Origin of the sequence: Candidatus Nitrotoga sp. AM1P (assembly GCF_013168275.1) — a bacterium.
Classification (GTDB): domain Bacteria; phylum Pseudomonadota; class Gammaproteobacteria; order Burkholderiales; family Gallionellaceae; genus Nitrotoga.
In genome coordinates this window covers 1,699,430-1,720,974 of record NZ_AP019547.1, presented here as the reverse complement: position 1 = coordinate 1,720,974, position 21,545 = coordinate 1,699,430, and the positions used below count along the sequence as shown (strand labels likewise).

The following is a 21,545-nucleotide window of genomic DNA, read 5'->3' as shown; positions in this document are numbered from 1 at the left end:
ATGAGTTGCCGAAGAGGGGATGCACCGATTACAAATTACGCAGGCAGATAGTTGATTCAGCATGTGATGAATTTCCGGCAGGTTCTCCTAGGAGGACTAAAACTGGTCGGCGGCGAATGAAATCTTGCCGACCTTGAATGTAATATGAAGCCAAATGACAATTTTTGTTGCTCCCTCTTGCAGTTTTAAGGGACAATTTGATTCTTTTGCCCATAACGTATTCACTTTTTTGCAAGGAAGATGTTGGTATGTCCGAGATCGCAAAGATCTATCAGCTCACCCCAGTTCTTACACAACCGCCCCTACGCTGGTATTTTGATCCAAAAATTTTGGAAATTGAACAGCGCATATTATTCGATGACGGCCCTGGCTATATCGGACACGAACTATTGGTACCAAACCTTGGCGATTACCATGTTCTGGATTGGATGGATAATGCCAAGATGTTGGTGCGTAATAAAAACGGAGTAGAGCTGCTCTCCAATATTTGCCGTCATCGTCAGGCCACCATGCTGGAAGGACGTGGTAGCGCGAAAAACATTGTGTGTCCGCTGCATCGCTGGACGTACCAGCTGGATGGCAAACTATTAGGTGCACCGCGCTTCCCGCAAAACCCCTGCCGGGATCTCAATAAGACTCCGTTGCAACATTGGAATGGCTTACAGTTCGCAGGTAAACGCAATATTACCAAGGATCTGGCGGATATCCCTGCGTTAAAGGAGCTGGATTTTTCCAATTATCAACTGGATCGTGTAGAGATAGATGAATATGCTTTTAATTGGAAGACTTTCATTGAGGTATATCAAGAGGACTACCATGTTGCACCGTTCCATCCCGGTCTGGGTAAATTCGTCAATTGTGACGATCTACACTGGGAATTCGGCGATTGGTATAGCGTGCAAACTGTAGGCATCAATCATGACTTGCGCAAAGTTGGAAGTGCCGCCTACGGCAAATGGCAGGAACAAGTGCTGCGATATAGTAACGGCACGCTACCTAGATACGGCGCGATCTGGCTGACCTATTACCCTAACATTATGGTTGAGTGGTACCCCAATACATTAGTGGTCAGTACTGTCATTCCGCGCGGGGTCAATGCCTGCACTAACATTATGGAGTTTTACTACCCAGAAGACATAGTGTTATTCGAGCGCGATTTTGTCGAAGCGGAAAAGGCTGCCTACCGCGAAACCGCGCTTGAGGACGATACCATCTGCCTGAAAATGCACCAGGGGCGCAAATGGCTATACCAGCATGGGATCGAAGATGCTGGACCGTATCAATCTCCGACCGAGGACGGCCTGCTGCATTTCCATGAGTTTCTGCGACGCCAGCTTGATCCGCATTTAGACAAATGATCATCTTAATCGCCACTAAAAAATTCCATGCATTGTCATACGTGTGCAGGCGTGACTCCTGTTTAGTTAAGCAGAATTATTTCTGCCTGCGCTGGATTAGCGTTTATTTTAACCATCTACTTAAATAATTTATTGGAATGGGCGCATTATGGATGCTAGTCGCCGGATTCTTTTTTGGCTGCATGGGGGTGTTTGTTAAACTCGGTGCAGAATATTTTTCTCATATTGAATTGGTATTCTATCGCGCGTTACTCGGGTTATTGATGATCTACGCGGTCATCCGTCAACAAGGGTTGTCGCTGTCTACTCCTTACCTGAAGCAGCACTTGTGGCGCGGCGTTTCTGGCACCATCGCGCTGATGTTATATTTTTACTGTATCACCGTATTGCCGCTGGCCACCGCAGTAACGCTAAATTACACTGCACCACTCTATTTCACTATCCTGACCATGCTGGCCTTCAAGGAACATTTCCGTCCGGCTCTCTCCACCGCAATCCTGCTGGGGTTCTGTGGCGTCATATTGCTACTGCATCCCACGTTGGCCCAGGATCAACTCATCCCCGGTTTGATCGGGCTGATTTCCGGCTTTTTGGCCGGCATCGCCTACCTCAATGTCAAGCAGCTTGGGTTACGTGGTGAGCCGGAATGGCGGGTAGTATTCTATTTTAGTCTGATTGCGGCTATTACCAGCGGCGGCGGCATGTTGCTCGGAACTATGCACCCCATCACTACGCCTGGTTTATTCATCTTGCTCGGACTCGGCAGCACTGCCACGCTAGCACAACTAGCGATGACCCGGGCCTACCGTACCGGGAAAATGCTAGTGGCAGGTAGCTTGTCCTACAGCACGGTGATATTCGCCAGCATATTCGGCATGGTCCTGTGGGACGAGGCATTGCCATTAATGGGATGGATAGGCATAGGACTTATCATTGCAGGCGGTGTGTTAAGCTTGAAACTGGCACCCAAGCACGGCGGCACATAACTAACGAAGAAGAGACTTAATATGATCACAATAGAACAAACCTCCACCCTGCTCAATATTGCTGTACTAGGCGAATTCACCTTGGCTGATTTTAAGCAATTCGAGGAACATGCACTTTACCTGCTTAAATCCCCCGGCACGGTCAATCTGTTGTTCGATCTACGTGACATGATCAGCTACACGGTCGATGTAGCATGGGCGGAAATCAAATTTTTCAATCGTGAACACATGCATGATTTCAGCAAGATTGCAGTTATTACGGATGATCAGTGGATCACATGGCAGGCTTGGCTATCGCGCATGTTCGTGGATGCGGACATATGTGTCTTTACTGACTATGAACAAGCTGAAACTTGGGTGACCACCGCTTGATTAGCTCTTAGTTATGTTAAAATAGTACGCTAATTTATAGCCGATATTTCAGGAGATAGTGAATGTTTCTAGGTTTTATTGATTTGCCTTGGTGGGGCTATGTAATTGTTGCACTGACTTTAACCCATATTACCATCGCATCGGTTACCATTTTTTTGCACCGCCATCAGGCACATCGCGCACTGAATCTGCATGCTATTCCCAGTTTTTTTTTTCGTTTCTGGTTATGGCTAACCACCGCTATCGTCACAAAAGAATGGGTCGCCATCCACCGCAAACACCATGCTAAATGCGAGACAGAGGAAGATCCCCATAGCCCGGTTATTGTGGGCATCAAGAAAGTGCTATTGGAAGGCGCTGCTCTTTACCGCAAAGAAGCCGAGAATCAGGAAACACTAGACAAATACGGCCACGGTACACCAAACGACTGGTTGGAAAACAATCTTTTCAGCAAACGCAGTGAACTCGGCATTGCGCTGATGCTGATTATCAACGTACTGTTGTTTGGCCCACTGGGTCTAACCATCTGGGCCGTACAAATGGCATGGATACCTATTAATGCAGCCGGTATTGTCAACGGTCTTGGGCACTATTGGGGGTATCGTAACTTCCAGACGGAGGATGCTTCCACTAACATCGTGCCGTGGGGTATTTTCATCGGCGGTGAAGAGCTGCACAACAACCATCATGCTTATGCTTCCTCCGCTAAACTTTCCAATAAGTGGTATGAAATCGACATCGGCTGGCTCTATATCCGCATTATAGAGACGCTCGGTCTAGCACAAGTTAAGAGGCGTGCCCCGCGAATACGCCTGAACCAAGCCAAGACTTCATGTGATATGGAGACCCTGCACGCCGTTATTGCTAACCGCTACGAAGTCACCGCCAGATATGCCCAATTACTGAAAAAAACTTACTCGATAGAAATAGCCCGGCTCAAGCTACAAGCCTCAGATAAAATTGATGTGGTGCGTATCAAACATTGGCTACACTTGGATGAGAATGTTTTGACAGAACAACAAAAAACGAAACTAAGTGAGGTAATTAAAGCTAGCGGTATCCTACAGACAACCTATACTCTGCGCCAAGAACTGGCCGTCATCTGGCAAAGCTCTACGGCGACCAAGGAGCAATTAGTAAAACAATTGGAAGATTGGTGTCATCGAGCGGAAAACAGCGGGATTGCAGCGTTACAGGAATTTTCCCAACGATTGAGGTGTTACGCTTAGTATATTTCTTTTGTGAGCCTAAACAAAAAACCCGCTTAAGCGGGTTTTTTCATACACTCAAACAAAGCGAAGGGTTTACTTCAGCTTGGTTTCTTTGTACATCACATGTTTGCGCACCACTGGATCAAATTTCTTGATCTCAATTTTTTCCGGCGTAGTGCGCTTATTTTTATCCGTCGTATAGAAATGACCAGTGCCGGCGCTGGATTCAAGCTTGATTTTTTCACGCATTTTTTGTTACTCCTTAGACGTTTTCGCCGCGTGCGCGCATTTCAAGCAACACCGCATCGATACCATTCTTGTCAATGGTACGCAATCCGGCATTGGTAAGGCGTAAAGATACCCAGCGATTTTCAGTTTCAACCCACAAACGACGACGCTGCAAATTCGGCAGGAAACGACGCTTTGTTTTATTATTGGCGTGAGATACATTGTTTCCCACCATTGGGCGTTTCCCCGTTACTTGACAGACGCGAGCCATAGCTATTTCCCCAACTAGTTTGCAAAAGAAGCGCGATTCTACTCTAAAACCTTCTACTTGATCAACCTACAGCTATCGCATCAAGTTAACGAAATTAACAATGCTGCTTTTTTCAACGTTAAATCTTCTGAGATATAACAACTTAAGATCCTCTCTCTCGTTCACACTCACAGCTGCACTGGGGAAGATTCCCCCTTATCTTTTAATTCCACATGCGCCCAACTATGCGCGAAAGTGATATCAAGGCGCGCGCCTACAGGTAAAACAGTGCTGTCTAAAATAATTGCGCCATGTGCATCACGCACCATGCTGTAGCCGCGCGCCAGCACCTGTTGCGGATCGAGATGGTCGAGGTGCTGATGTATGCTACCTAGACGCGCATTGTAGCGTTCCAGTGTGCGCTGCATGACTTCCAGCAGGTGGCGAGCCAAAACCGTCTGCCGCACACTAAGCTGCTCAATGTTTGGACACACCGTATGTAAACGTCGCTGCAACAACTGCCAACGCCATCGTTGACGCTGTAACATGTAAGCGAGCACGGTCTCCAAGCGTCGCTGCAGATGATCAAGGTGCTGAGTTTGTTGTTGTACTCGCTGTGCAGGATGCACCAAACGCCGCTGCAAGTAGTCGAGCTGCTGCATAACACGTTCGAATTGGCGCTGCTTGCCATGTGCTAATCGCTGTGCCCAATGGTATACGCGTTGCAATAATGCTTGCCGCTCCGGCACAACCAGTTGCGCTGCTGCAGTGGGTGTAGCAGCACGCTGATCTACAACAAAATCAGCGATGGTAACATCGGTTTCATGGCCGATGCCACTCACTACCGGAATACGACTGGCGACGATGGCACGCACTAGTATTTCTTCGTTAAATGCCCACAAATCCTCGATACTGCCACCACCACGACATAGCATCAGCACGTCGCACTCAGCACGCTCATTAGCCAGTCGAATGGCTTGCGCGATCTTTTGCGCCGCCCCCTCTCCTTGTACCGGTGTGGGATACAGCACGACAGAAGTACTGGGCATACGCTTAGCCAAGGTAATCAACACATCGCGTAACGCTGCTGCCTGCGGCGAAGTGACAATGCCAATTTGTACGGGGAGGAACGGCAGCGGTCGTTTTCGCGCAGCATCGAACAACCCTTCGGCTTCCAGTTTGCGTTTGAGGCGTTCGAACGCATCATATAACGCCCCCAGTCCTGCTGGCCGCATCTGTTCCAGCGTCAATTGAAATTCACCACGCGCTTCATACAACGTGGCCAGAGCCAACACTTCCACTTGCATGCCATTCTTGGGTTGCCAGTCAAGGTACTGGCTTTTGTGGCGGAACATCACGCAACGTACCTGTGCCTGCTCATCTTTCAGGGAAAAATACCAATGCCTGGAAGTAGCACAGACAAAATTGGAAATTTCGCCACGCACCCATAGCAGGGGCAAGCCGTTTTCCAATATCTGCTTAGCGGCCATGTTGAGCTCTTGCACACTGAATACATGATTTTTTTCATCTTCAACTAATTTAAAAATCATATTGACATTCTTTAATAATCCACAATTTTAGGAAGAGGGCATATTACACAAAAATTATAGCGCAATACTTTGGTGATATATAATATGCTTTTGTTTTTATTGTATATTTTAAATATATGCAAATTAAACAGGTGGCCAAAATTGGTTATATTATAAGCAGTTAAGCATTGTTTCTAATATCTTATCCACATAGTTATCCACACAATTTTTGTGCATGCGACAGTATCACCGCCACTTCGCTTTATAGTGCTGTTATCAAAACAATTATGATACGAACTTAAGGAACATTCAGGTTAAATTAGCTTGAGAAATCTTGCTCAAACAAGTGTGACCAGATACAGTTCCGCTTTGTTAAATTTAAGCATATTTTGGAGAAGTTCAGTGTTTGCTCTTGTAGAAGCGGCTGGTTGGCCGATTTGGTTTCTGATAGTTGCATCTGTGATTGCTGTTGCGTTAATTGCAGAACGCTTGATGACCCTGCGCAGCAAAAAAATTGCACCTGCCGAGCTATTCAATGAAGTGGTCCAGGAACTTAAGCAGCGCGGAGTCAGCGATGCCATGCTTTCCCGTTTAGAAGCAGAATCCCCGCTTGGTCGTATCTTCGCCGCTGGCCTCAAAAACATTAAAAGCCCGTCCACAGTGATGAAAGAGTCTGTCGAGGAAGCAGGACGCGCTGCCGCACATGAGCTTGAGCGCTTTCTCACTACATTAGGGACAATCGCTTCAATAAGCCCACTGTTAGGCCTGTTCGGCACGATGGTGGGAATGATTGAAATTTTTGGCGTGCAGAATACCGCAGAAAGTGCGCCCGCCGCACTCGCCCATGGCATCTCGATAGCCTTGTACAATACGGCATTCGGTCTGATGGTGGCTATCCCCAGTATGATTTTTTATCGCCATTTCCGCGCTAAAGTAGATGGCCTGACTATCGAGATGGAACAGCAAGCAATCAAACTAATTGAAATCATACATGGCGCACGCCGAGGTTAAGCCATGAATTTTCAACGCGGTCGCATGCGTGAGGAACCAGAAATCAACTTGATTCCAATGATAGATATATTCCTGGTAATCATAATTTTTCTAATGGTGTCGACCACCTACACCAAATTTTCCGAATTACAGATTAACCTGCCGCAGGCTAGTGGCGATGAAACAACTTCACAAGCAAAACAAATCAATGTGTCAGTAGATGCTTCGGAGCACTACGCCATCAACAGTGCGGCCACGACATTCAATAACGTGCAGAATATGTCGCAAGCGCTGCGTGCAGCCGCTGGCGAGCAAAAAGATCCGACCATCATTATTAACGCCGATGCCAAGGCACCGCACCAAGCAGTAATTAACATCATGGAAGCAGCGCGTCTTGCTGGTTATGGTCGCATTACCTTTACCACCAGCCGAAAATAACGGGCGACTAGGCTAAGCGAATGCAGTGGCTAGAGCAACACTGGTATCGCACCACTCCGCTACACCTCATCCTGTTGCCAGTCAGTTTTATATTCCGCATGCTGGCGGCAACTCGACGTGCGCTTTACCGTATCGGCATTTTAACGAGCGTGAAGTTGCCGGTACCTATCATCGTGGTGGGCAATATTACCGTTGGCGGTAGCGGCAAAACACCGCTTACACTATGGTTGGCGCAGCAATTAATTGATAGCGGCTGGCATCCCGGCATCATCAGTCGCGGGTACGGGGGCACCACTACATCCCCGCTGCCCGTGCATGCGTCAAGCAGCCCCGATGAGGCCGGCGATGAAGCGGTGTTGATGGCACAACGTAAGCTGTGTCCCGTGTGGATCGGGCGCGATCGCGTTGGCGTAGCTCGCGCGCTGTTACAAGCTCATCCTGAATGCGATATCGTGCTTAGCGATGATGGCCTGCAACATTACCGCTTGCAGCGCGATTTTGAAATTGCAGTAGTAGATGGGATACGTCGTTTTGGCAATGGCTTTCTACTCCCGGCCGGCCCGTTGCGTGAGCCCATATCACGCCTGACGCAGGTGGATGCCGTCGTTATTCATGGGGGCATGGCCACCAAAGACCAACACAGCATGCAACTCTATGGGGAAAGTTTTTACAACCTGCTCAATCCGAATACTTCTGCTCACGCTGCTGATTTTTACGGCCAACGTCTGCACTCCATTGCCGGGATCGGCCACCCACAGCGCTTCTTCTCGCATCTGAACCGTCTGGGATTGAAGGCACAAGCCCATCCTTTCCCCGACCATCATCGCTTCACGCCTGCCGATCTGGACTACACTGATGCAGACGCAATACTCATGACGGAAAAAGATGCGGTAAAATGCACGACATTCGCCAACGAAAAATGCTGGGTGCTACGCGTGGATGCGCAGTTGGATTCCTTGCTTACCCAACAAATCCTAGAAAGGCTTACTCCTGATGGACTCCAAACTACTTGAAATCCTGGTTTGCCCATTGTGCAAATCCCCGCTGGTTTATCGCAAAACCGAACAGGAATTAATCTGCAAGGCGGATCGTCTGGCATTTCCTATACAGGATGACATTCCCGTAATGCTGGCAGATGAAGCGCGTAAGCTTACTCCGGAAGAAATCGAACGACTTCGATGATAGCCTTTCATGTCGTCATTCCGGCACGTTTCGCCTCTACCCGCTTGCCGGGTAAGGCGTTATTGCCGATTGCCGGCAAGCCGATGGTGGTGCGAGTTGCCGAGCAATCCGCTCAAAGTGGTGCGCAGCAAATATGGATTGCCACTGATCATCAATCCATCATAGCTGCCGTGCATGAATATGGTTTTAAGGCTTGCCTGACTCACGCTCACCACACCAGCGGCACCGACCGCATTGCCGAAGTGGTGGAACAGCTTGAGTGGCCCGACGATACTATTGTAGTCAACGTACAGGGCGACGAACCCCTCATGCCACCCGCACTAATCAGTGCCGTAGCACAACACTTGTACGGCCACCCGGAATGCGCCATGACCACCGCCTGTCATCCCATCCATGATGAAGAGGCCATGCGCAATCCCAACATTGTCAAAGTGGTGCTGGATAAACACAGCAATGCCCTGTATTTCAGCCGTGCGCCGATTCCTTATCCGCGCGATGCGCACACATCTGGCACATCACAGCCGGAAAATCTCACGGTATTACGCCACATCGGTATTTATGCTTACCGTGCCGGTTTTCTGCGGACTTTTCTCAAACTCGCCCCTGCTGCCATCGAACAGATTGAGATGTTGGAACAATTACGTGCCCTATGGCACGGTTACAAGATTGGAGTAACCATTAGCGCAGACGTACCCCCCAGTGGAGTCGATACCGAACAAGATCTGCACGCTACCCGCAAGCTATTTGACAGCAAGCGTATAATCAACGACCAAATAAACGGAGCACCACCATGAGACTTATACTGTTAGGCGCACCTGGCGCCGGTAAAGGCACCCAAGCCAACCTGATTAAAGAGAAATTCAATATCCCTCAAATATCAACCGGAGATATGTTGCGCGCGGCGGTCAAGGCGGATAGCCCGCTAGGACAAGCAGCCAAAAAAATAATGGATGCAGGTGGATTGGTATCTGATGACATCATTATCAACCTGGTGAAAGAACGCATTAAAGAAGCAGACTGCGTCAATGGCTTCCTGCTGGATGGTTTTCCACGCACCATACCGCAAGCCCAAGCAATAAAAGACGCCGGCATCGGTATTGATTTTGTGGTGGAAATCGAGGTTCCGGATAGCGACATCATCCAGCGTATGGATGGTCGTCTCGCCCATCCCGCTTCGGGACGTACCTACCATATAATATTCAATCCACCCAAAATACCCGGTAAGGACGACATCACCGGTGAAGACTTGATACAACGCCCGGATGACCGCGCAGATACCGTCAGAAAACGTCTTGAGGTCTATCATGAACAAACTAAACCTCTCGTCGAATACTACTTAAATTGGGAGAAAAGTGGGTCCGCCAAGGGGAAGTCTGATGGTACGCACGCGCCGCACTGCATCAATATTCCTGGCATCGGCAGCGTGGACAGCATACGCGACCGAATATTTAACGCATTGGCAGCACATCAACCATGATCAGCAAACCTATCCTCACGCTTGACGATGCTAAAAAAATTGCTATGGCTGCCGAGGCCGAGGCACTACGCAATTCCTGGCGAGTAGTGATTGCCATCGTGGATGATGGTGGCCATCTGCTTTATCTTCAACGCAATCACGACACCCAGTTTGGCAGCGTGGAAATCGCCACCCAGAAAGCGCGGGCAGCGGTTGCCTTTCAACGGCCGACCAAGGTTATCGAAGACGCGGTAATGGGCGGTCGCCTGATTCATCTCGCCCTGCCGGGCGTCCTCCCTTCCGAAGGCGGGGTGCCACTCATGCATGACAACCAGATCATTGGCGGACTCGGCATCAGCGGCGTGCGCTCGTTTGAAGATGGGCAGATCGCGCAAGCTGGTGTGGCGGCATTGGGCTGATCCATGCTTTACACCCTGTCAGACCGCACACCGGAACTACGCGGACAACAGCATTTCATCGCGCCCAATGCCAGCGTCATCGGCTCGGTCATTCTCGAAAATAATGTCAGCATCTGGTTCAACGCCGTGATACGTGGCGACAACGAACCCATCCACATTGGTGAAAACAGCAACATTCAAGATGGTTCAGTGCTGCACACCGATCCCGGCGCACCGCTCACCATAGGCAACAACGTCACTGTTGGCCACTTGGTAATGCTGCACGGCTGCACCATCGGCGACGGCAGCCTAATCGGCATCCACAGCACCATCCTTAATCACGCCGTAATCGGCCGCAATTGCCTGATAGGCGCGAACACGCTGATTACCGAAGGCAAAGTAATTCCAGATAATTCGCTGGTGGTAGGTTCGCCCGGCAAGGTGTTGCGCAGCTTGAGAGAAGAAGAAATCGCAGCCCTGCATACCAATGCTGCGCGTTACGTAGGAAATCTTAGTCGCTATCTGAATTCGCTGGTGAGCATTACCTAAACCCGTTTTTCTAAACAGACAGCTCAGCACAAGCTGGACGAATTTAAGTGCTAACCACAACAGTTAATGTTTAGTCATGGATTTAGTGAACCCATATTGGTAGGGGTTTGCTGTAAACCGCTGCGGGTGTTCGAAATTCAAGCGATTTTCTCGGACGTGTATTTGGATACGACTCTTTGACTTATCTGGGATCATGCGTTCCAACATTTTATTCACGTCGTTGCGCTGAAAAGTCTCACGATGCCGGATAAACACCATCTTCTGAATTTTTGTGCTCTTCAAATCTATAGTCGAACACACATCACCCACGGATCAACTTATCCAGCACGGCTACGCCATCTTCATTCCACAGTTATTTAATCAGCTTTATTCAGTGTTGCGGGGATAAATCCTTCATTTGACAAGGCACGAATTACGCCTCGTATCAGATAGTTATTACTAAATCCAATGGTATATTGACGTGCGCCCTCCTTGATGGGCTGCAACATTTTTCGCTCCACCAATTTTTTGATTTGATAGGTGCGCTGGGCGGATGACATACCGGGCATACCAGCCGCCAGATCAGCAGCCTTGGCTACACCGTTTTTTACGCTTATGCGCAACACACTCTCTTCCATCGCCGTAATGAGCTGTCTTTCCTTGGCATAAAAAATTGCAGGTGTAAGAATTCTGTCGCTCAAATAACCAAGGTCAGTAAGCCGATCCACTTTACGTAATTCGTCCAGGATGCCTTGCAATACATAAATGCACCATACCTCCAATTCTTTCCCTGCACCGGAATCAGCGCGTGCCAACATGGAGTAATACTGATCGCGGTCATTGCAGAATACCGCTGTTGGGTTCAACACTCTGCCGCCGGTTTTTACATTGAATCCGTACTTGATCAGCAAAGCATAGGTTAGCAGACGAACCACGCGGCCATTACCATTGCCAAATGGGTGTATCCAGCTAAAACGATGGTGCGCCAACGCCACCTTGATGAGATCATATTTTGGTGGGTGATTTTCGTTGATGAACGCTACCAGATCCTGCATATAGTGTGGCACTTGGATGAACTCAGGTGGCAAGTGTTCGGACTGTGCAATTTTTACCTGCTTCTGCCGGTATGCGCCCGGCGTGGCATCTCCTTCACGTTCTAGCTCTTTTACCGCTATAGCGTGCAGCTCTCGGATGAAGTGCTCTGTCAGTCCGTCGCCAGACTGAATACTTTCCTCAATATACGCCATAGCCGCTTCAATATTTTCCATTTCTCGAAGTTGGTCAGAGGGAGCCTGTCGTGTGCCTTCCAGTTTGCTTTCCACATAGTCAGCTAAAGTGGTGTGGTTACCTTCGATACGGGCTGACCCCAGACTTTCTAACATGTGGAAGATGTACTTGAGCTGAAAAAAAACCTGGGCCGGGGTCGTGCCCTGCAGTTGCAGTCGGCGCAGGTGCTCCAGCTCCGTCAAAACATCTACCAGTGGTGAGTCAAATGACGGATTAAGCAATGTTAAATTATGGTGACTAAATATAGGCATGGTAATATTTTTCTGTAATGGTAGTTTTTTAGTATATTTAAAGTAACTACATTATAACAATAAAATCAGTATATTATTTAACAACTCTTAAAAAATTATCTTTAAATACGCCCAAAATTATGTTGACTGGCCTTGCTTGATGAAGTCGAAATGAATGGGTAGCTCTACAATCTTCGCCTGTCGTATTGCTACCGGCTGGCCTATTCCAGTCAGCGGGAAAATCCCAATGATCGTGTAATGCGGCACACAGATAAAATCCGTGATCGCCTAAAAGGCAAGCCGGGCATATTGATCGGGCATAGCAGCAAACCCCAAGAGATGTACTGACGTATTTACTAGCGACTGACCAATAAGCATGATGCACTTGTCGGCATATCACTGAACTGGATGCAACATCGAATGCGGAGAATAGAAAATAAATTGGGCGATATCCACTGATGATTTTGAATCTGTTTCGAAAAATCGAGGCATAGAAAATTTCGGGAGTCCTTTTGGGTAGATGGGAAGCGTAGCAGGTGAGCAGGCAAGGCTAAATCCACAGCCGTATTTTTTAACATGCCCCCCTTTATTTGATTATATGGGCCATTAAAAATGGAGTAAGATAAATTTCTACATTACCAATCAATGGTTAGATTAATAAATTCATATGGAGTTATTAACCACATGACAAAGAAAAACGCATTTTATGCCCAGTCCGGTGGCGTCACTGCCGTAATCAACGCATCGGCTTGTGGCGTGATCGAAACGGCCCGTGCACATAAGGACAAAATCGGCAAAGTCTATGCAGGCCGTAATGGCATCATCGGCGCGCTGACTGAAGATCTGATCGATACGACTAGAGATTCCGCCAAGTCCATTGCGGCACTGCGCCACACCCCGTCCGGTGCATTCGGTTCCTGTCGCTTCAAGCTGAAAGGTATTGAAGAAAACAGATTGCAGTATGAGCGGCTGATCGAAGTCTTCAAGGCGCACAACATTGGTTATTTCTTTTATAACGGCGGGGGTGATTCCGCTGATACCTGCCTGAAAGTTTCACAGCTGGCGGATAAAATGGGTTACCCCATTCAGGCAATCCATGTACCCAAAACGGTGGACAATGATTTGCCCATCACTGACTGTTGCCCTGGTTTTGGCTCGGTCGCCAAATACGTCGCCGTATCGGTACGAGAGGCCAGTTTCGATGTTGCTTCCATGGCCAAGACCTCAACCAAGGTATTCGTAGTGGAAGTGATGGGTCGACATGCTGGCTGGATAGCCGCTGCCGGTGGTTTGGCCTCGGATGTAAATTGCGAGCTGCCGATCGTCATCCTGTTTCCTGAAATCCCCTTCAATAAAGAAAAATTTCTGGCCAAAGTCGATGCCATGGTAAAGCAGCATGGCTATTGTTCAGTAGTGGTGTCAGAAGGCGTGCAAGGTGCGGACGGCAAATTTCTCTCTGACCAGGGGCTAAGAGATGCTTTCGGTCACGCCCAGTTAGGGGGCGTAGCGCCGGTGGTAGCCAACATGGTGAAGGAAGTGTTGGGTTACAAATTCCATTGGGCGGTGGCTGATTACCTGCAACGTGCCGCGCGCCATATCGCTTCCAAGACCGACGTTGAACAGGCCTATGCGCTCGGCAAGGCTGCAGTGCAGTTGGCATTAACAGGCGAAAACGCTGTCATGCCTACCATTGTTCGTCTCGCCGATAAGCCCTACAAGTGGAAAATTGGCGTTGCCCAGCTCAAAAACGTGGCTAATGTAGAAAAAATGATGCCGCGCAACTTTATCACCAAGGATGGCTTCGGCATCACTGACAAGTGCCGTGCATACCTCGCTCCGCTGATCAAGGGCGAAGATTACCCACCCTACAAAGACGGCTTGCCACAATACGTTCGGCTCAAGAATGTGGCGATCCCCAAGAAACTGGCCGAGTTTAAGGTATAGCTATTAAATACCGCACACAATATCAGTCAACCTATCCAATCCAATTTTTAAAAAGGGCGCCATAACAAACAATATCTACTACCCCGTTACCCCGGCTTTCGCGGGAATAACGGTTGCTGAAATGGCATTTGTCACGAATTACGTAAAGGTCAATAACTTATTTTGTTTTGGTTTTTTGTGTTTGTGTAATTTGCCGGTTCTAACAGGCTGGTTTAACTATAGGGAGAAACTTATGTCTGATGGTCTGATATTTACGCTGTTATGTGCAATGGCGGCGCTCATATATGGAGCGGTTTCTATCAAATGGATTTTGGTTCAGTCGACCGGCAACGATCGAATGCGCGAGATCGCTGCCGCCATACAGGAAGGCGCTTCTGCCTACCTGAACCGGCAATACAGCACGATAGCCATCGTCGGCGTAACGCTGTTTCTGGTAATTTTACTTATACCGGATCTGGGTTGGAAAACAGCTATGGGCTTCGCCCTCGGTGCGATTCTGTCGAGTCTAACGGGCTACATAGGTATGCACGTGTCGGTGCGTGCCAACGTGCGTACTGCACAAGCTGCAAACGCCGGTCTCAACGCAGCTTTGAATGTAGCTTTCAAGGGCGGAGCCATTACCGGCATGTTGGTAGTCGGCTTGGGTCTGTTGGGTGTGGCGGGTTACTACGCCTTCCTCACTATTTCGATGGGCAGCACTCCTATGGAAGCAACCCACGCCTTGGTCGGTCTGGCTTTCGGCGGTTCGCTGATTTCTATTTTTGCCCGTCTTGGCGGCGGTATCTTCACCAAAGGTGCTGACGTAGGCGCAGATTTGGTGGGCAAAATCGAAGTGGGTATCCCCGAAGACGACCCGCGCAACCCGGCGGTGATTGCCGACAACGTCGGCGACAATGTCGGTGATTGCGCTGGCATGGCTGCGGATCTATTTGAAACCTATGCCGTGACCATCATTGCCACCATGCTTTTGGGTGATTTACTGATGGCCAATTCCGGCTCAAACGCGGTGATTTATCCATTGGTGCTGGGCGGGTTCTCGATCATCGCTTCTATCGTCGGCACCTATTTTGTAACAGCTCGAGAGGGTGGCAAGATCATGAACGCACTCTATCGCGGCCTGATCGTATCTGCCGTGTTGGCGCTGATCGCTTTCTATCCCATCACCCAGTGGCTAATGGGCGATAACGGCGTTTATTCCGTTAACGCGTTATATGGTTCGACTTTTATTGGGCTGGCACTGACGGCCGCGCTGGTGTGGATCACCGAATACTACACCGCGACCGAGTTCAGCCCGGTAAGGCATATTGCTGAAGCCTCCACCACTGGCCATGGCACCAATGTAATCGCCGGCTTGGGCGTCTCGATGAAGTCGACTGCTGCGCCAGTATTAGCGGTGTGCGTGGCCATCTGGAGCGCCTATGAACTGGCCGGCTTGTATGGTATCGCTATCGCCGCGACCTCAATGCTCTCTATGGCGGGGATTATCGTGGCGCTCGATGCCTTTGGCCCGATCACCGACAATGCCGGTGGTATTGCCGAAATGGCCAAGTTGCCGAGTAACATACGCAACATTACTGATCCTCTCGACGCGGTAGGCAATACCACCAAGGCCGTGACCAAGGGCTACGCCATCGGCTCAGCCGGCCTCGCGGCACTGGTGCTATTTGCCGATTACACCCATGCGCTTTCCTTTAATCACCCGGGATTGACTTTCGATTTATCTAATCACATGGTGATCATCGGCCTTTTCATCGGCGGCATGGTGCCCTATTTATTCGCTGCCATGGGCATGGAAGCGGTTGGCCGTGCCGCCAGTTCTGTGGTGGTGGAAGTACGTCGCCAATTCAAGGAAATTCCTGGCATCATGGAAGGTACCGGCAAGCCTGAATATGGAACCTGCGTTGACATGTTGACTAAAGCAGCTATCAAGGAAATGATCGTACCTTCTCTGCTGCCGGTCACGGTTCCCGTAATCGTCGGCCTAACCCTGGGCGCACAAGCATTGGGCGGCGTGCTCGTTGGCGCCATTGTCACCGGCATCTTCGTGGCAATTTCCATGACCAATGGTGGCGGCGCATGGGATAACGCCAAAAAGTATATTGAAGAGGGCAACTTCGGTGGCAAAGGCTCGGAAGCCCATAAGGCTGCGGTAACGGGCGACACCGTCGGTGATCCGTATAAGGATACTGCTGGCCCTGCCATCAACCCGTTAATCAAAATCATGAACATTGTGGCGCTAATGATCGTACCCTTGTTATGAACCTCATTCAGTAGCACATTCAGGGGCTACCCATAAGCTCACTTTTCCTCGCCCTTATTTTCGATTCACTGAATGTTACAATTCGTTTCTTTCAACAATACCCATAAAAAAACTTACATCATGAGTTCAAGTTGGACAAGATTCAGGATGCTTTTTTCGTTGATCAAACCTATTCAAAATCATGACCGAGGTTGCCAACTATCAAACGCATCAACAAGACATTCGTTTTAATCTTAAGGAATAAAAAATGACAGCTCGCATCATTGACGGCAAGGCCATCGCTCAGGAATTACGCGCTGAGTGGAAGGTACGTGTGGATGCGCTAAAGATGCGTGGCATTACGCCTGGCTTGGCAGTCATCATCGTAGGGGAAGACCCTGCCTCAAAGGTGTATGTTGGTAACAAGGTAAAAGCCTGCGCCGAAATCGGACTCTATTCCGAACATATCGCCCTGCCCGCCGACACGCAAGAAACAACATTGCTGGCGAAAATTGCTGAATTAAATGTTAACCCGGCGATCCATGGTTTGTTGATACAGCTCCCCTTGCCCAATCACATCGACAGTCACAAGGTGTTGGAAGCCATCAGCCCGAACAAGGACGTAGATGGATTCCATCCGATGAATATCGGCGCATTGGTTACCGGCACCGCCTTATTTCCGCCCTGTACACCATCTGGTACAATGAAATTGCTAGAAAAAATGGGCATTGAAATCGAGGGCAAACACGCCGTGGTAGTCGGCCGCAGCAACATTGTCGGCAAACCAATGGCACTTATGCTGTTGCACCAAAGTGCTACCGTCACTATTTGCACCTCCAGGACGGTGAATCTTGGCAAGTACACAAGGGATGCTGACATTCTGGTGGTCGCTACCGGCAAGCCTCATATGATTACCGGCGATATGATCAAGTCTGGAGCAGTCGTGATTGATATCGGCATCAACCGTCTGTCCAATGGCAAGCTAGTGGGTGACGTTGATTTTGAAAGTGCAACAAAAGTGGCAGGCTACATCACCCCTGTGCCTGGCGGCGTCGGCCCAATGACCATTACCATGTTGATAGCAAATACTATACAAGCAGCAGAACGTGAAAAAAAGTAACAATAACTGTCATTCCAACACAAGCGGAAATGACTAACCCTAAATCAACTCACAAGGAAAGAAATGACTACAACTACTACCCCATCCGGACTGCAATATGAAGACATTACCGTTGGCAGCGGAGGCACAGCCCAAGGTGGGCACACGGTTACCGTCCATTACACTGGCTGGCTTACAGATGGAACTGTATTCGATTCCAGCAAAGAGAGACACGAACCTTTTCAATTCACTCTCGGCGCAAGAGAAGTAATCGCTGGCTGGGATGAAGGTGTACAAGGCATGCAGGTGGGTGGCGTGCGCAAACTGACTATTCCGGCATCACTTGGCTATGGCGCGCGTGGTGCAGGGCGCGCCATTCCACCAAATTCGACGCTGGTGTTTGAAGTGGAGTTGTTGGAAGCGTTATACGGGCGTGGATAAATCCATTAAGCGCGAATGTGCTGGTATTTAAATTGGAACTGCCGGGGGCTAAAAATATAGATGCAACGTGACAACTTTTTTCACCCTCAAAAAAGATCACCCGTGTAGGTATGACAATGTTTGCGCTAGAGTGCCAAATGATATGAGAAATGTTACTAAGGTAGATATTTCTTATAAAGAGCGGCGCGCTGTAAAAGGGTAATCTGATAAGAATAAAGGCTTCCTTTGTCAGGTTACCGTTCTTAAACATAACGAAAGGGAAAATCATGAAACTGAAAAAAATAGCTTGTGCAGTTGCACTGCTGGGAGCAGGAAGCACTTTCATCGTACCCTCAGCAATAGCCGCACCCGGAACAGGTCTATCTACTTATTACATCGGCGGCAGCGCCGGTCAATCGAAATACAAAGACATTCCACAAGGTTTGAGAAATGTCGATGACAAGGATACTGGGTACAAGGTATATGGTGGCTATCAGATCAACCCAAACTGGGGAGTGGAAGCCACCTATTTTGACTTGGGCAAATTTACGGGTAATGACACCGCATTTAATGGCAGTACCGTTGTTCCTGTCGGCGCATCTGCCAAAGTTCAAGCTTGGGGATTGGCAGGTGTTTTTACGGCGCCCATCAGTAATGGATTTTCGGTATTTGGCAAGCTTGGTCTGGCGAGGAATGAGCTAAAAACTAATGCTTCCGGTCTTGGTTTTAGAGCTCACCAAAAAGAATCCGGCACTGGCGCCAATTTCGGCTTCGGCGCGACATATGATTTCGTCCCGAATCTTGCTGTTCGTGCAGAATGGGAGCGCTTAAACAAGGTAGGTGATGACGCCACCACTGGTAGAACGGACATGGACTTTCTGTCAACCGGCATCACATTTAAATTCTGATGTTTTATATTATCTATGCACAACCGGACAATTGAATAATTGCCCGGTTTTATTTCGCTCAAAACTCTATCGAAAGATTGCATTTTCGCCATCATCGAAATAGAGAATACACAACTGGCCATAAATTATTTCGACTGGACGAGAGTTCAGCAGGTTGTAAAGTTAAATTTTGGGTCGGTCACGTCGTTCTTACTCGTCTTAACATACGGTTTCACGAATTGTGGCACTATCAGCTTGACCGGGTGGTCGTCTCTGCCAAATTTTCGCGCTCAGTAATACGTATTACCATAGGGTAAATGCTGAACCGCAGAGGTGTGAACCGAGCTCATTTGCGTTAGAATGCACGCGCGCCTCGGTAGCTCAGTGGATAGAGCGACCCCCTCCTAAGGGGTAGGTCGGACGTTCGATTCGTCTTCGGGGCACCAATAAAACAATGGGTTGCAGATATTCTGGTTATATTTATTTTCTATGGTGCTACACCAGTGCTACAGTAGAAAAAACAATAGGCAAAAAAAACCGCATAAAGACGGTTGATTAAAGATTCCCTGATTCTTGCCGTTAGAATAATCCCTTAATCAGATACAGCTAAAAAATCCGTCATTGCTGATGAATTTGATTTAGTAGCTTACTAAGTACCTATAAATCATTTGATTGTGTTCTTTTGATTACTGAAAAAAACCTTCAAAATTAAATGGCTATCAAAAATCAACAGATACCTACGACATAGCCTTATATAATCCGTGCTTGGCCCTTTAATGAGCCTGTAGCAAACTACAAGAATATACCATCCGATAAAATGAATAAATCTCCCAAGGAAAAACATTGGAGTGAAAAATAGTTACGATACGATGTGCAAATCAATCTGTATAGTGGGTTAAGCTGATTGATTAATAATAAATTTACAGGCTTCTTCTACTTCATTCGTCAATTAGATATCCTTATTGATTTAGAGTATGCAGGAATGCTTCATAGTAGCCGTATTTAGCAGAACGGAATTTTTTTATGCGACCTCAGTCACTACAACGATTCATTTAGTGATAATAGACATTTTTATATTCGACTCCATCGGGACGGGCATTAAAGTACGACAACTTATCAATCATGTATTGATCAAGCGACTTGACCCGTTATCTCTCTCGCAAGCAATCTGAAGCCAACCATTTGCACAAGGAAGTACACATTGAATTATGCAAAGTTTTATTCAGTGCTGCCATGCACTACCTTTTTCGCTTCATTAATCCTCTACATTAATAGCGTCCTCGCCAGCACAGACTTCATTCAAATTATAAATTCAGAGACAGCGCGAGTTTATTATCAATCTTCTGTTCAAGGCGGCGTACCAAATGCGCCCACTGTACTTAGTCTTACCACGAGCAACGAAATATCTCGTGATGCATCTACTAACTATTTTAAATACACGTCGCAACAAGGTGAAAAGTTGATTCTCCATGCATTCTTGAATACCCCGATGTCAGATCAACAAAAAAGTCGTTGTAGTGCAGGTGGCAGTTACCCAACACAGATTCGAGTTTATGACAACAACTTTGATCTAGTTCGCGTTACTTGCGGAGAAGACCTCACTTTCGAGTTTCCGCAATCTAATAAATATACTATTCAATTCTATTATCCAGATAATGGTCCTGGATATGGGTATGCGGCTTCTATAATCGGCAATTCTGTAGTCTCAGCGCCAAGCGGACCTGATGGAACACCCAGTAATCCCAAATTAATCAGTATGGAAAGCAACAATCAACTTTCAATTAATACTTTTTACAATTACTACCTTTACACAGCGAATAAGGGAGACAAGATAATCATCAACGTGGCCTTAGATAAGCCGCTAAGCCTTCAACAAAAAAGTAGATGTAGCAGCAATTCTGGAACTGGGTCAATCCCAAGTAGTTATGATACTCAGATTCACGTCCGCGACTTGTACTTGAATCGAGTTAGTGGAAATTGCGGAGATGAATTGTCATATACATTTGATGAATCTGGGCCACGGATATTTCATTTCGCATATGGATCCCAAAGTTCAGGTCACTTTGTCGCCACAGTTGTACCTGTTGATCCAAATGGCGATGGTATAGGAGATCCTGCTTTCTCACTTGACACTTCAGGTGCCTCACCGTTATACGGTTTATTTTACAATTCAAATGAATCTGGGTGGGGAGTAAATCTGATACAGCAATACAGTAAAATATTCGCAACCATGTTTACCTACAATAAGAGTGGTTCCCCAACCTGGTATGTTGCTTCTAATTGTGTAGTAGAAGACAACGGTTGCTCAGGTGAAATCTACGGAGTCACAGCAGGCTCTGAAATAACAAGCACATGGAACGGTGCTAACTTGAGTGTGTCACCTGTTGGAAATGTCTCCTTTTCGTTTACAGATAGAGACAACGGCACAATGACATTTAAAATCAATGGGGTGTCGGGGTCAAAAGTAATTAAGCGCCAGATTTGGGCTACTCATTAAGTTATAACTATTAAGG

At 47.9% G+C, this 21,545-nt stretch carries 22 protein-coding genes and 1 tRNA gene; 19 read left to right on the top strand and 4 right to left on the bottom strand.

Annotated features, from left to right (window positions below; translation table 11 throughout):
• Positions 1-248 precede the first annotated feature (248 nt).
• The 4 genes from W01_RS07620 to W01_RS07605 all read left to right on the top strand — a co-directional run bounded on the left by W01_RS07620 (position 249) and on the right by W01_RS07605 (position 3,945).
• On the top strand, positions 249-1,358 hold the full coding sequence (locus W01_RS07620) for an aromatic ring-hydroxylating oxygenase subunit alpha (protein WP_173053519.1): 1,110 nt from the start codon (positions 249-251) through the stop codon (positions 1,356-1,358).
• Positions 1,359-1,495: 137 nt separating this feature from the next.
• Positions 1,496-2,344, top strand: coding sequence for a DMT family transporter (locus tag W01_RS07615; protein WP_256380095.1), 849 nt, complete (start codon positions 1,496-1,498; stop codon positions 2,342-2,344).
• Positions 2,345-2,365: 21 nt separating this feature from the next.
• A complete protein-coding gene (locus W01_RS07610; RefSeq protein ID WP_173053515.1) occupies positions 2,366-2,716 on the top strand; it encodes a SpoIIAA family protein in 351 nt (116 codons plus the stop codon).
• Between the two features lie 62 nt (positions 2,717-2,778).
• Positions 2,779-3,945: a DesA family fatty acid desaturase gene (locus tag W01_RS07605; RefSeq protein WP_173053513.1), complete on the top strand. Its 1,167-nt coding sequence runs from the start codon at positions 2,779-2,781 to the stop codon at positions 3,943-3,945.
• Positions 3,946-4,020: 75 nt separating this feature from the next.
• Here the strand turns inward: W01_RS07605 and rpmG are convergent, their stop codons facing one another.
• The 3 genes from rpmG to xseA form a co-directional block, all read right to left on the bottom strand.
• A complete protein-coding gene (gene rpmG / locus W01_RS07600) occupies positions 4,021-4,176 on the bottom strand; it encodes a 50S ribosomal protein L33 (RefSeq protein WP_173053512.1) in 156 nt (51 codons plus the stop codon).
• 13 nt (positions 4,177-4,189) lie between these two features.
• Positions 4,190-4,426: a 50S ribosomal protein L28 gene (gene rpmB / locus W01_RS07595; protein WP_173053510.1), complete on the bottom strand. Its 237-nt coding sequence runs from the start codon at positions 4,424-4,426 to the stop codon at positions 4,190-4,192.
• Between the two features lie 167 nt (positions 4,427-4,593).
• Positions 4,594-5,955: an exodeoxyribonuclease VII large subunit gene (gene xseA, locus W01_RS07590; protein WP_173053508.1), complete on the bottom strand. Its 1,362-nt coding sequence runs from the start codon at positions 5,953-5,955 to the stop codon at positions 4,594-4,596.
• A gap of 381 nt (positions 5,956-6,336) precedes the next feature.
• Between xseA and W01_RS07585 the strand changes: the two genes are divergently transcribed.
• From W01_RS07585 to W01_RS07550, 8 genes are read left to right on the top strand one after another with little or no spacing between them, the layout of a single operon-like run.
• Positions 6,337-6,945, top strand: a complete 609-nt coding sequence (locus W01_RS07585) for a MotA/TolQ/ExbB proton channel family protein (RefSeq protein ID WP_173053506.1) — start codon at positions 6,337-6,339, stop codon at positions 6,943-6,945.
• Between the two features lie 3 nt (positions 6,946-6,948).
• Entirely contained in the window at positions 6,949-7,362 is a 414-nt protein-coding gene (locus W01_RS07580) for an ExbD/TolR family protein (protein ID WP_173053504.1), read from the top strand.
• A gap of 20 nt (positions 7,363-7,382) precedes the next feature.
• Entirely contained in the window at positions 7,383-8,375 is a 993-nt protein-coding gene (lpxK, locus tag W01_RS07575) for a tetraacyldisaccharide 4'-kinase (protein WP_173053502.1), read from the top strand.
• A complete protein-coding gene (locus W01_RS07570; protein WP_173053500.1) occupies positions 8,356-8,544 on the top strand; it encodes a Trm112 family protein in 189 nt (62 codons plus the stop codon). The genes lpxK and W01_RS07570 overlap by 20 nt, the downstream gene beginning before the upstream one ends.
• Positions 8,544-9,338, top strand: coding sequence for a 3-deoxy-manno-octulosonate cytidylyltransferase (gene kdsB / locus W01_RS07565; RefSeq protein WP_445082545.1), 795 nt, complete (start codon positions 8,544-8,546; stop codon positions 9,336-9,338). The genes W01_RS07570 and kdsB overlap by 1 nt, the downstream gene beginning before the upstream one ends.
• Positions 9,335-10,021: an adenylate kinase gene (gene adk, locus W01_RS07560; protein WP_173053496.1), complete on the top strand. Its 687-nt coding sequence runs from the start codon at positions 9,335-9,337 to the stop codon at positions 10,019-10,021. The genes kdsB and adk overlap by 4 nt, the downstream gene beginning before the upstream one ends.
• Complete coding sequence (locus W01_RS07555; RefSeq protein WP_173053494.1) at positions 10,018-10,419, top strand: GlcG/HbpS family heme-binding protein; 402 nt, start codon at positions 10,018-10,020, stop codon at positions 10,417-10,419. Before adk ends, W01_RS07555 begins: the two co-directional genes overlap by 4 nt.
• Positions 10,420-10,422: 3 nt before the next feature.
• Positions 10,423-10,947, top strand: a complete 525-nt coding sequence (locus tag W01_RS07550; protein ID WP_173053492.1) for a gamma carbonic anhydrase family protein — start codon at positions 10,423-10,425, stop codon at positions 10,945-10,947.
• Between the two features lie 356 nt (positions 10,948-11,303).
• Here the strand turns inward: W01_RS07550 and W01_RS07545 are convergent, their stop codons facing one another.
• Entirely contained in the window at positions 11,304-12,464 is a 1,161-nt protein-coding gene (locus W01_RS07545; RefSeq protein WP_173053490.1) for a Fic family protein, read from the bottom strand.
• Between the two features lie 663 nt (positions 12,465-13,127).
• Here W01_RS07545 and W01_RS07540 point away from each other — a divergent pair.
• From W01_RS07540 to W01_RS07510, 7 genes are all read left to right on the top strand, one after another.
• Positions 13,128-14,387: a 6-phosphofructokinase gene (locus W01_RS07540; RefSeq protein WP_173053488.1), complete on the top strand. Its 1,260-nt coding sequence runs from the start codon at positions 13,128-13,130 to the stop codon at positions 14,385-14,387.
• A gap of 232 nt (positions 14,388-14,619) precedes the next feature.
• Positions 14,620-16,647, top strand: a complete 2,028-nt coding sequence (locus W01_RS07535) for a sodium-translocating pyrophosphatase (protein ID WP_173053486.1) — start codon at positions 14,620-14,622, stop codon at positions 16,645-16,647.
• A gap of 247 nt (positions 16,648-16,894) precedes the next feature.
• Positions 16,895-17,746: a bifunctional methylenetetrahydrofolate dehydrogenase/methenyltetrahydrofolate cyclohydrolase FolD gene (gene folD / locus W01_RS07530; protein WP_173053485.1), complete on the top strand. Its 852-nt coding sequence runs from the start codon at positions 16,895-16,897 to the stop codon at positions 17,744-17,746.
• Positions 17,747-17,809: 63 nt separating this feature from the next.
• Complete coding sequence (locus tag W01_RS07525) at positions 17,810-18,166, top strand: FKBP-type peptidyl-prolyl cis-trans isomerase (RefSeq protein ID WP_173053483.1); 357 nt, start codon at positions 17,810-17,812, stop codon at positions 18,164-18,166.
• Positions 18,167-18,432: 266 nt separating this feature from the next.
• The gene (locus W01_RS07520; protein ID WP_173053481.1) at positions 18,433-19,053 is read left to right on the top strand and encodes an outer membrane beta-barrel protein; all 621 of its coding nucleotides are present in this window, start codon (positions 18,433-18,435) and stop codon (positions 19,051-19,053) included.
• Positions 19,054-19,402: 349 nt separating this feature from the next.
• Positions 19,403-19,478 (top strand) — tRNA-Arg (locus tag W01_RS07515).
• A gap of 755 nt (positions 19,479-20,233) precedes the next feature.
• On the top strand, positions 20,234-21,529 hold the full coding sequence (locus W01_RS07510; protein WP_173053479.1) for a hypothetical protein: 1,296 nt from the start codon (positions 20,234-20,236) through the stop codon (positions 21,527-21,529).
• Positions 21,530-21,545 lie beyond the last annotated feature (16 nt).

Excerpts from the sequence above, each read along its gene's own strand:
- W01_RS07620 (WP_173053519.1), top strand. The coding sequence starts at position 249 with ATGTCCGAGATCGCAAAGATCTATCAGCTCACCCCAGTTCTTACACAA.
- W01_RS07615 (WP_256380095.1), top strand. The coding sequence starts at position 1,496 with ATGGGCGCATTATGGATGCTAGTCGCCGGATTCTTTTTTGGCTGCATG.
- W01_RS07610 (WP_173053515.1), top strand. The coding sequence starts at position 2,366 with ATGATCACAATAGAACAAACCTCCACCCTGCTCAATATTGCTGTACTA.
- W01_RS07605 (WP_173053513.1), top strand. The coding sequence starts at position 2,779 with ATGTTTCTAGGTTTTATTGATTTGCCTTGGTGGGGCTATGTAATTGTT.
- rpmG (WP_173053512.1), bottom strand. The coding sequence starts at position 4,176 with ATGCGTGAAAAAATCAAGCTTGAATCCAGCGCCGGCACTGGTCATTTC.
- rpmB (WP_173053510.1), bottom strand. The coding sequence starts at position 4,426 with ATGGCTCGCGTCTGTCAAGTAACGGGGAAACGCCCAATGGTGGGAAAC.
- xseA (WP_173053508.1), bottom strand. The coding sequence starts at position 5,955 with ATGATTTTTAAATTAGTTGAAGATGAAAAAAATCATGTATTCAGTGTG.
- W01_RS07580 (WP_173053504.1), top strand. The coding sequence starts at position 6,949 with ATGAATTTTCAACGCGGTCGCATGCGTGAGGAACCAGAAATCAACTTG.
- lpxK (WP_173053502.1), top strand. The coding sequence starts at position 7,383 with ATGCAGTGGCTAGAGCAACACTGGTATCGCACCACTCCGCTACACCTC.
- W01_RS07570 (WP_173053500.1), top strand. The coding sequence starts at position 8,356 with ATGGACTCCAAACTACTTGAAATCCTGGTTTGCCCATTGTGCAAATCC.
- adk (WP_173053496.1), top strand. The coding sequence starts at position 9,335 with ATGAGACTTATACTGTTAGGCGCACCTGGCGCCGGTAAAGGCACCCAA.
- W01_RS07555 (WP_173053494.1), top strand. The coding sequence starts at position 10,018 with ATGATCAGCAAACCTATCCTCACGCTTGACGATGCTAAAAAAATTGCT.
- W01_RS07550 (WP_173053492.1), top strand. The coding sequence starts at position 10,423 with ATGCTTTACACCCTGTCAGACCGCACACCGGAACTACGCGGACAACAG.
- W01_RS07545 (WP_173053490.1), bottom strand. The coding sequence starts at position 12,464 with ATGCCTATATTTAGTCACCATAATTTAACATTGCTTAATCCGTCATTT.
- W01_RS07540 (WP_173053488.1), top strand. The coding sequence starts at position 13,128 with ATGACAAAGAAAAACGCATTTTATGCCCAGTCCGGTGGCGTCACTGCC.
- W01_RS07535 (WP_173053486.1), top strand. The coding sequence starts at position 14,620 with ATGTCTGATGGTCTGATATTTACGCTGTTATGTGCAATGGCGGCGCTC.
- folD (WP_173053485.1), top strand. The coding sequence starts at position 16,895 with ATGACAGCTCGCATCATTGACGGCAAGGCCATCGCTCAGGAATTACGC.
- W01_RS07525 (WP_173053483.1), top strand. The coding sequence starts at position 17,810 with ATGACTACAACTACTACCCCATCCGGACTGCAATATGAAGACATTACC.
- W01_RS07520 (WP_173053481.1), top strand. The coding sequence starts at position 18,433 with ATGAAACTGAAAAAAATAGCTTGTGCAGTTGCACTGCTGGGAGCAGGA.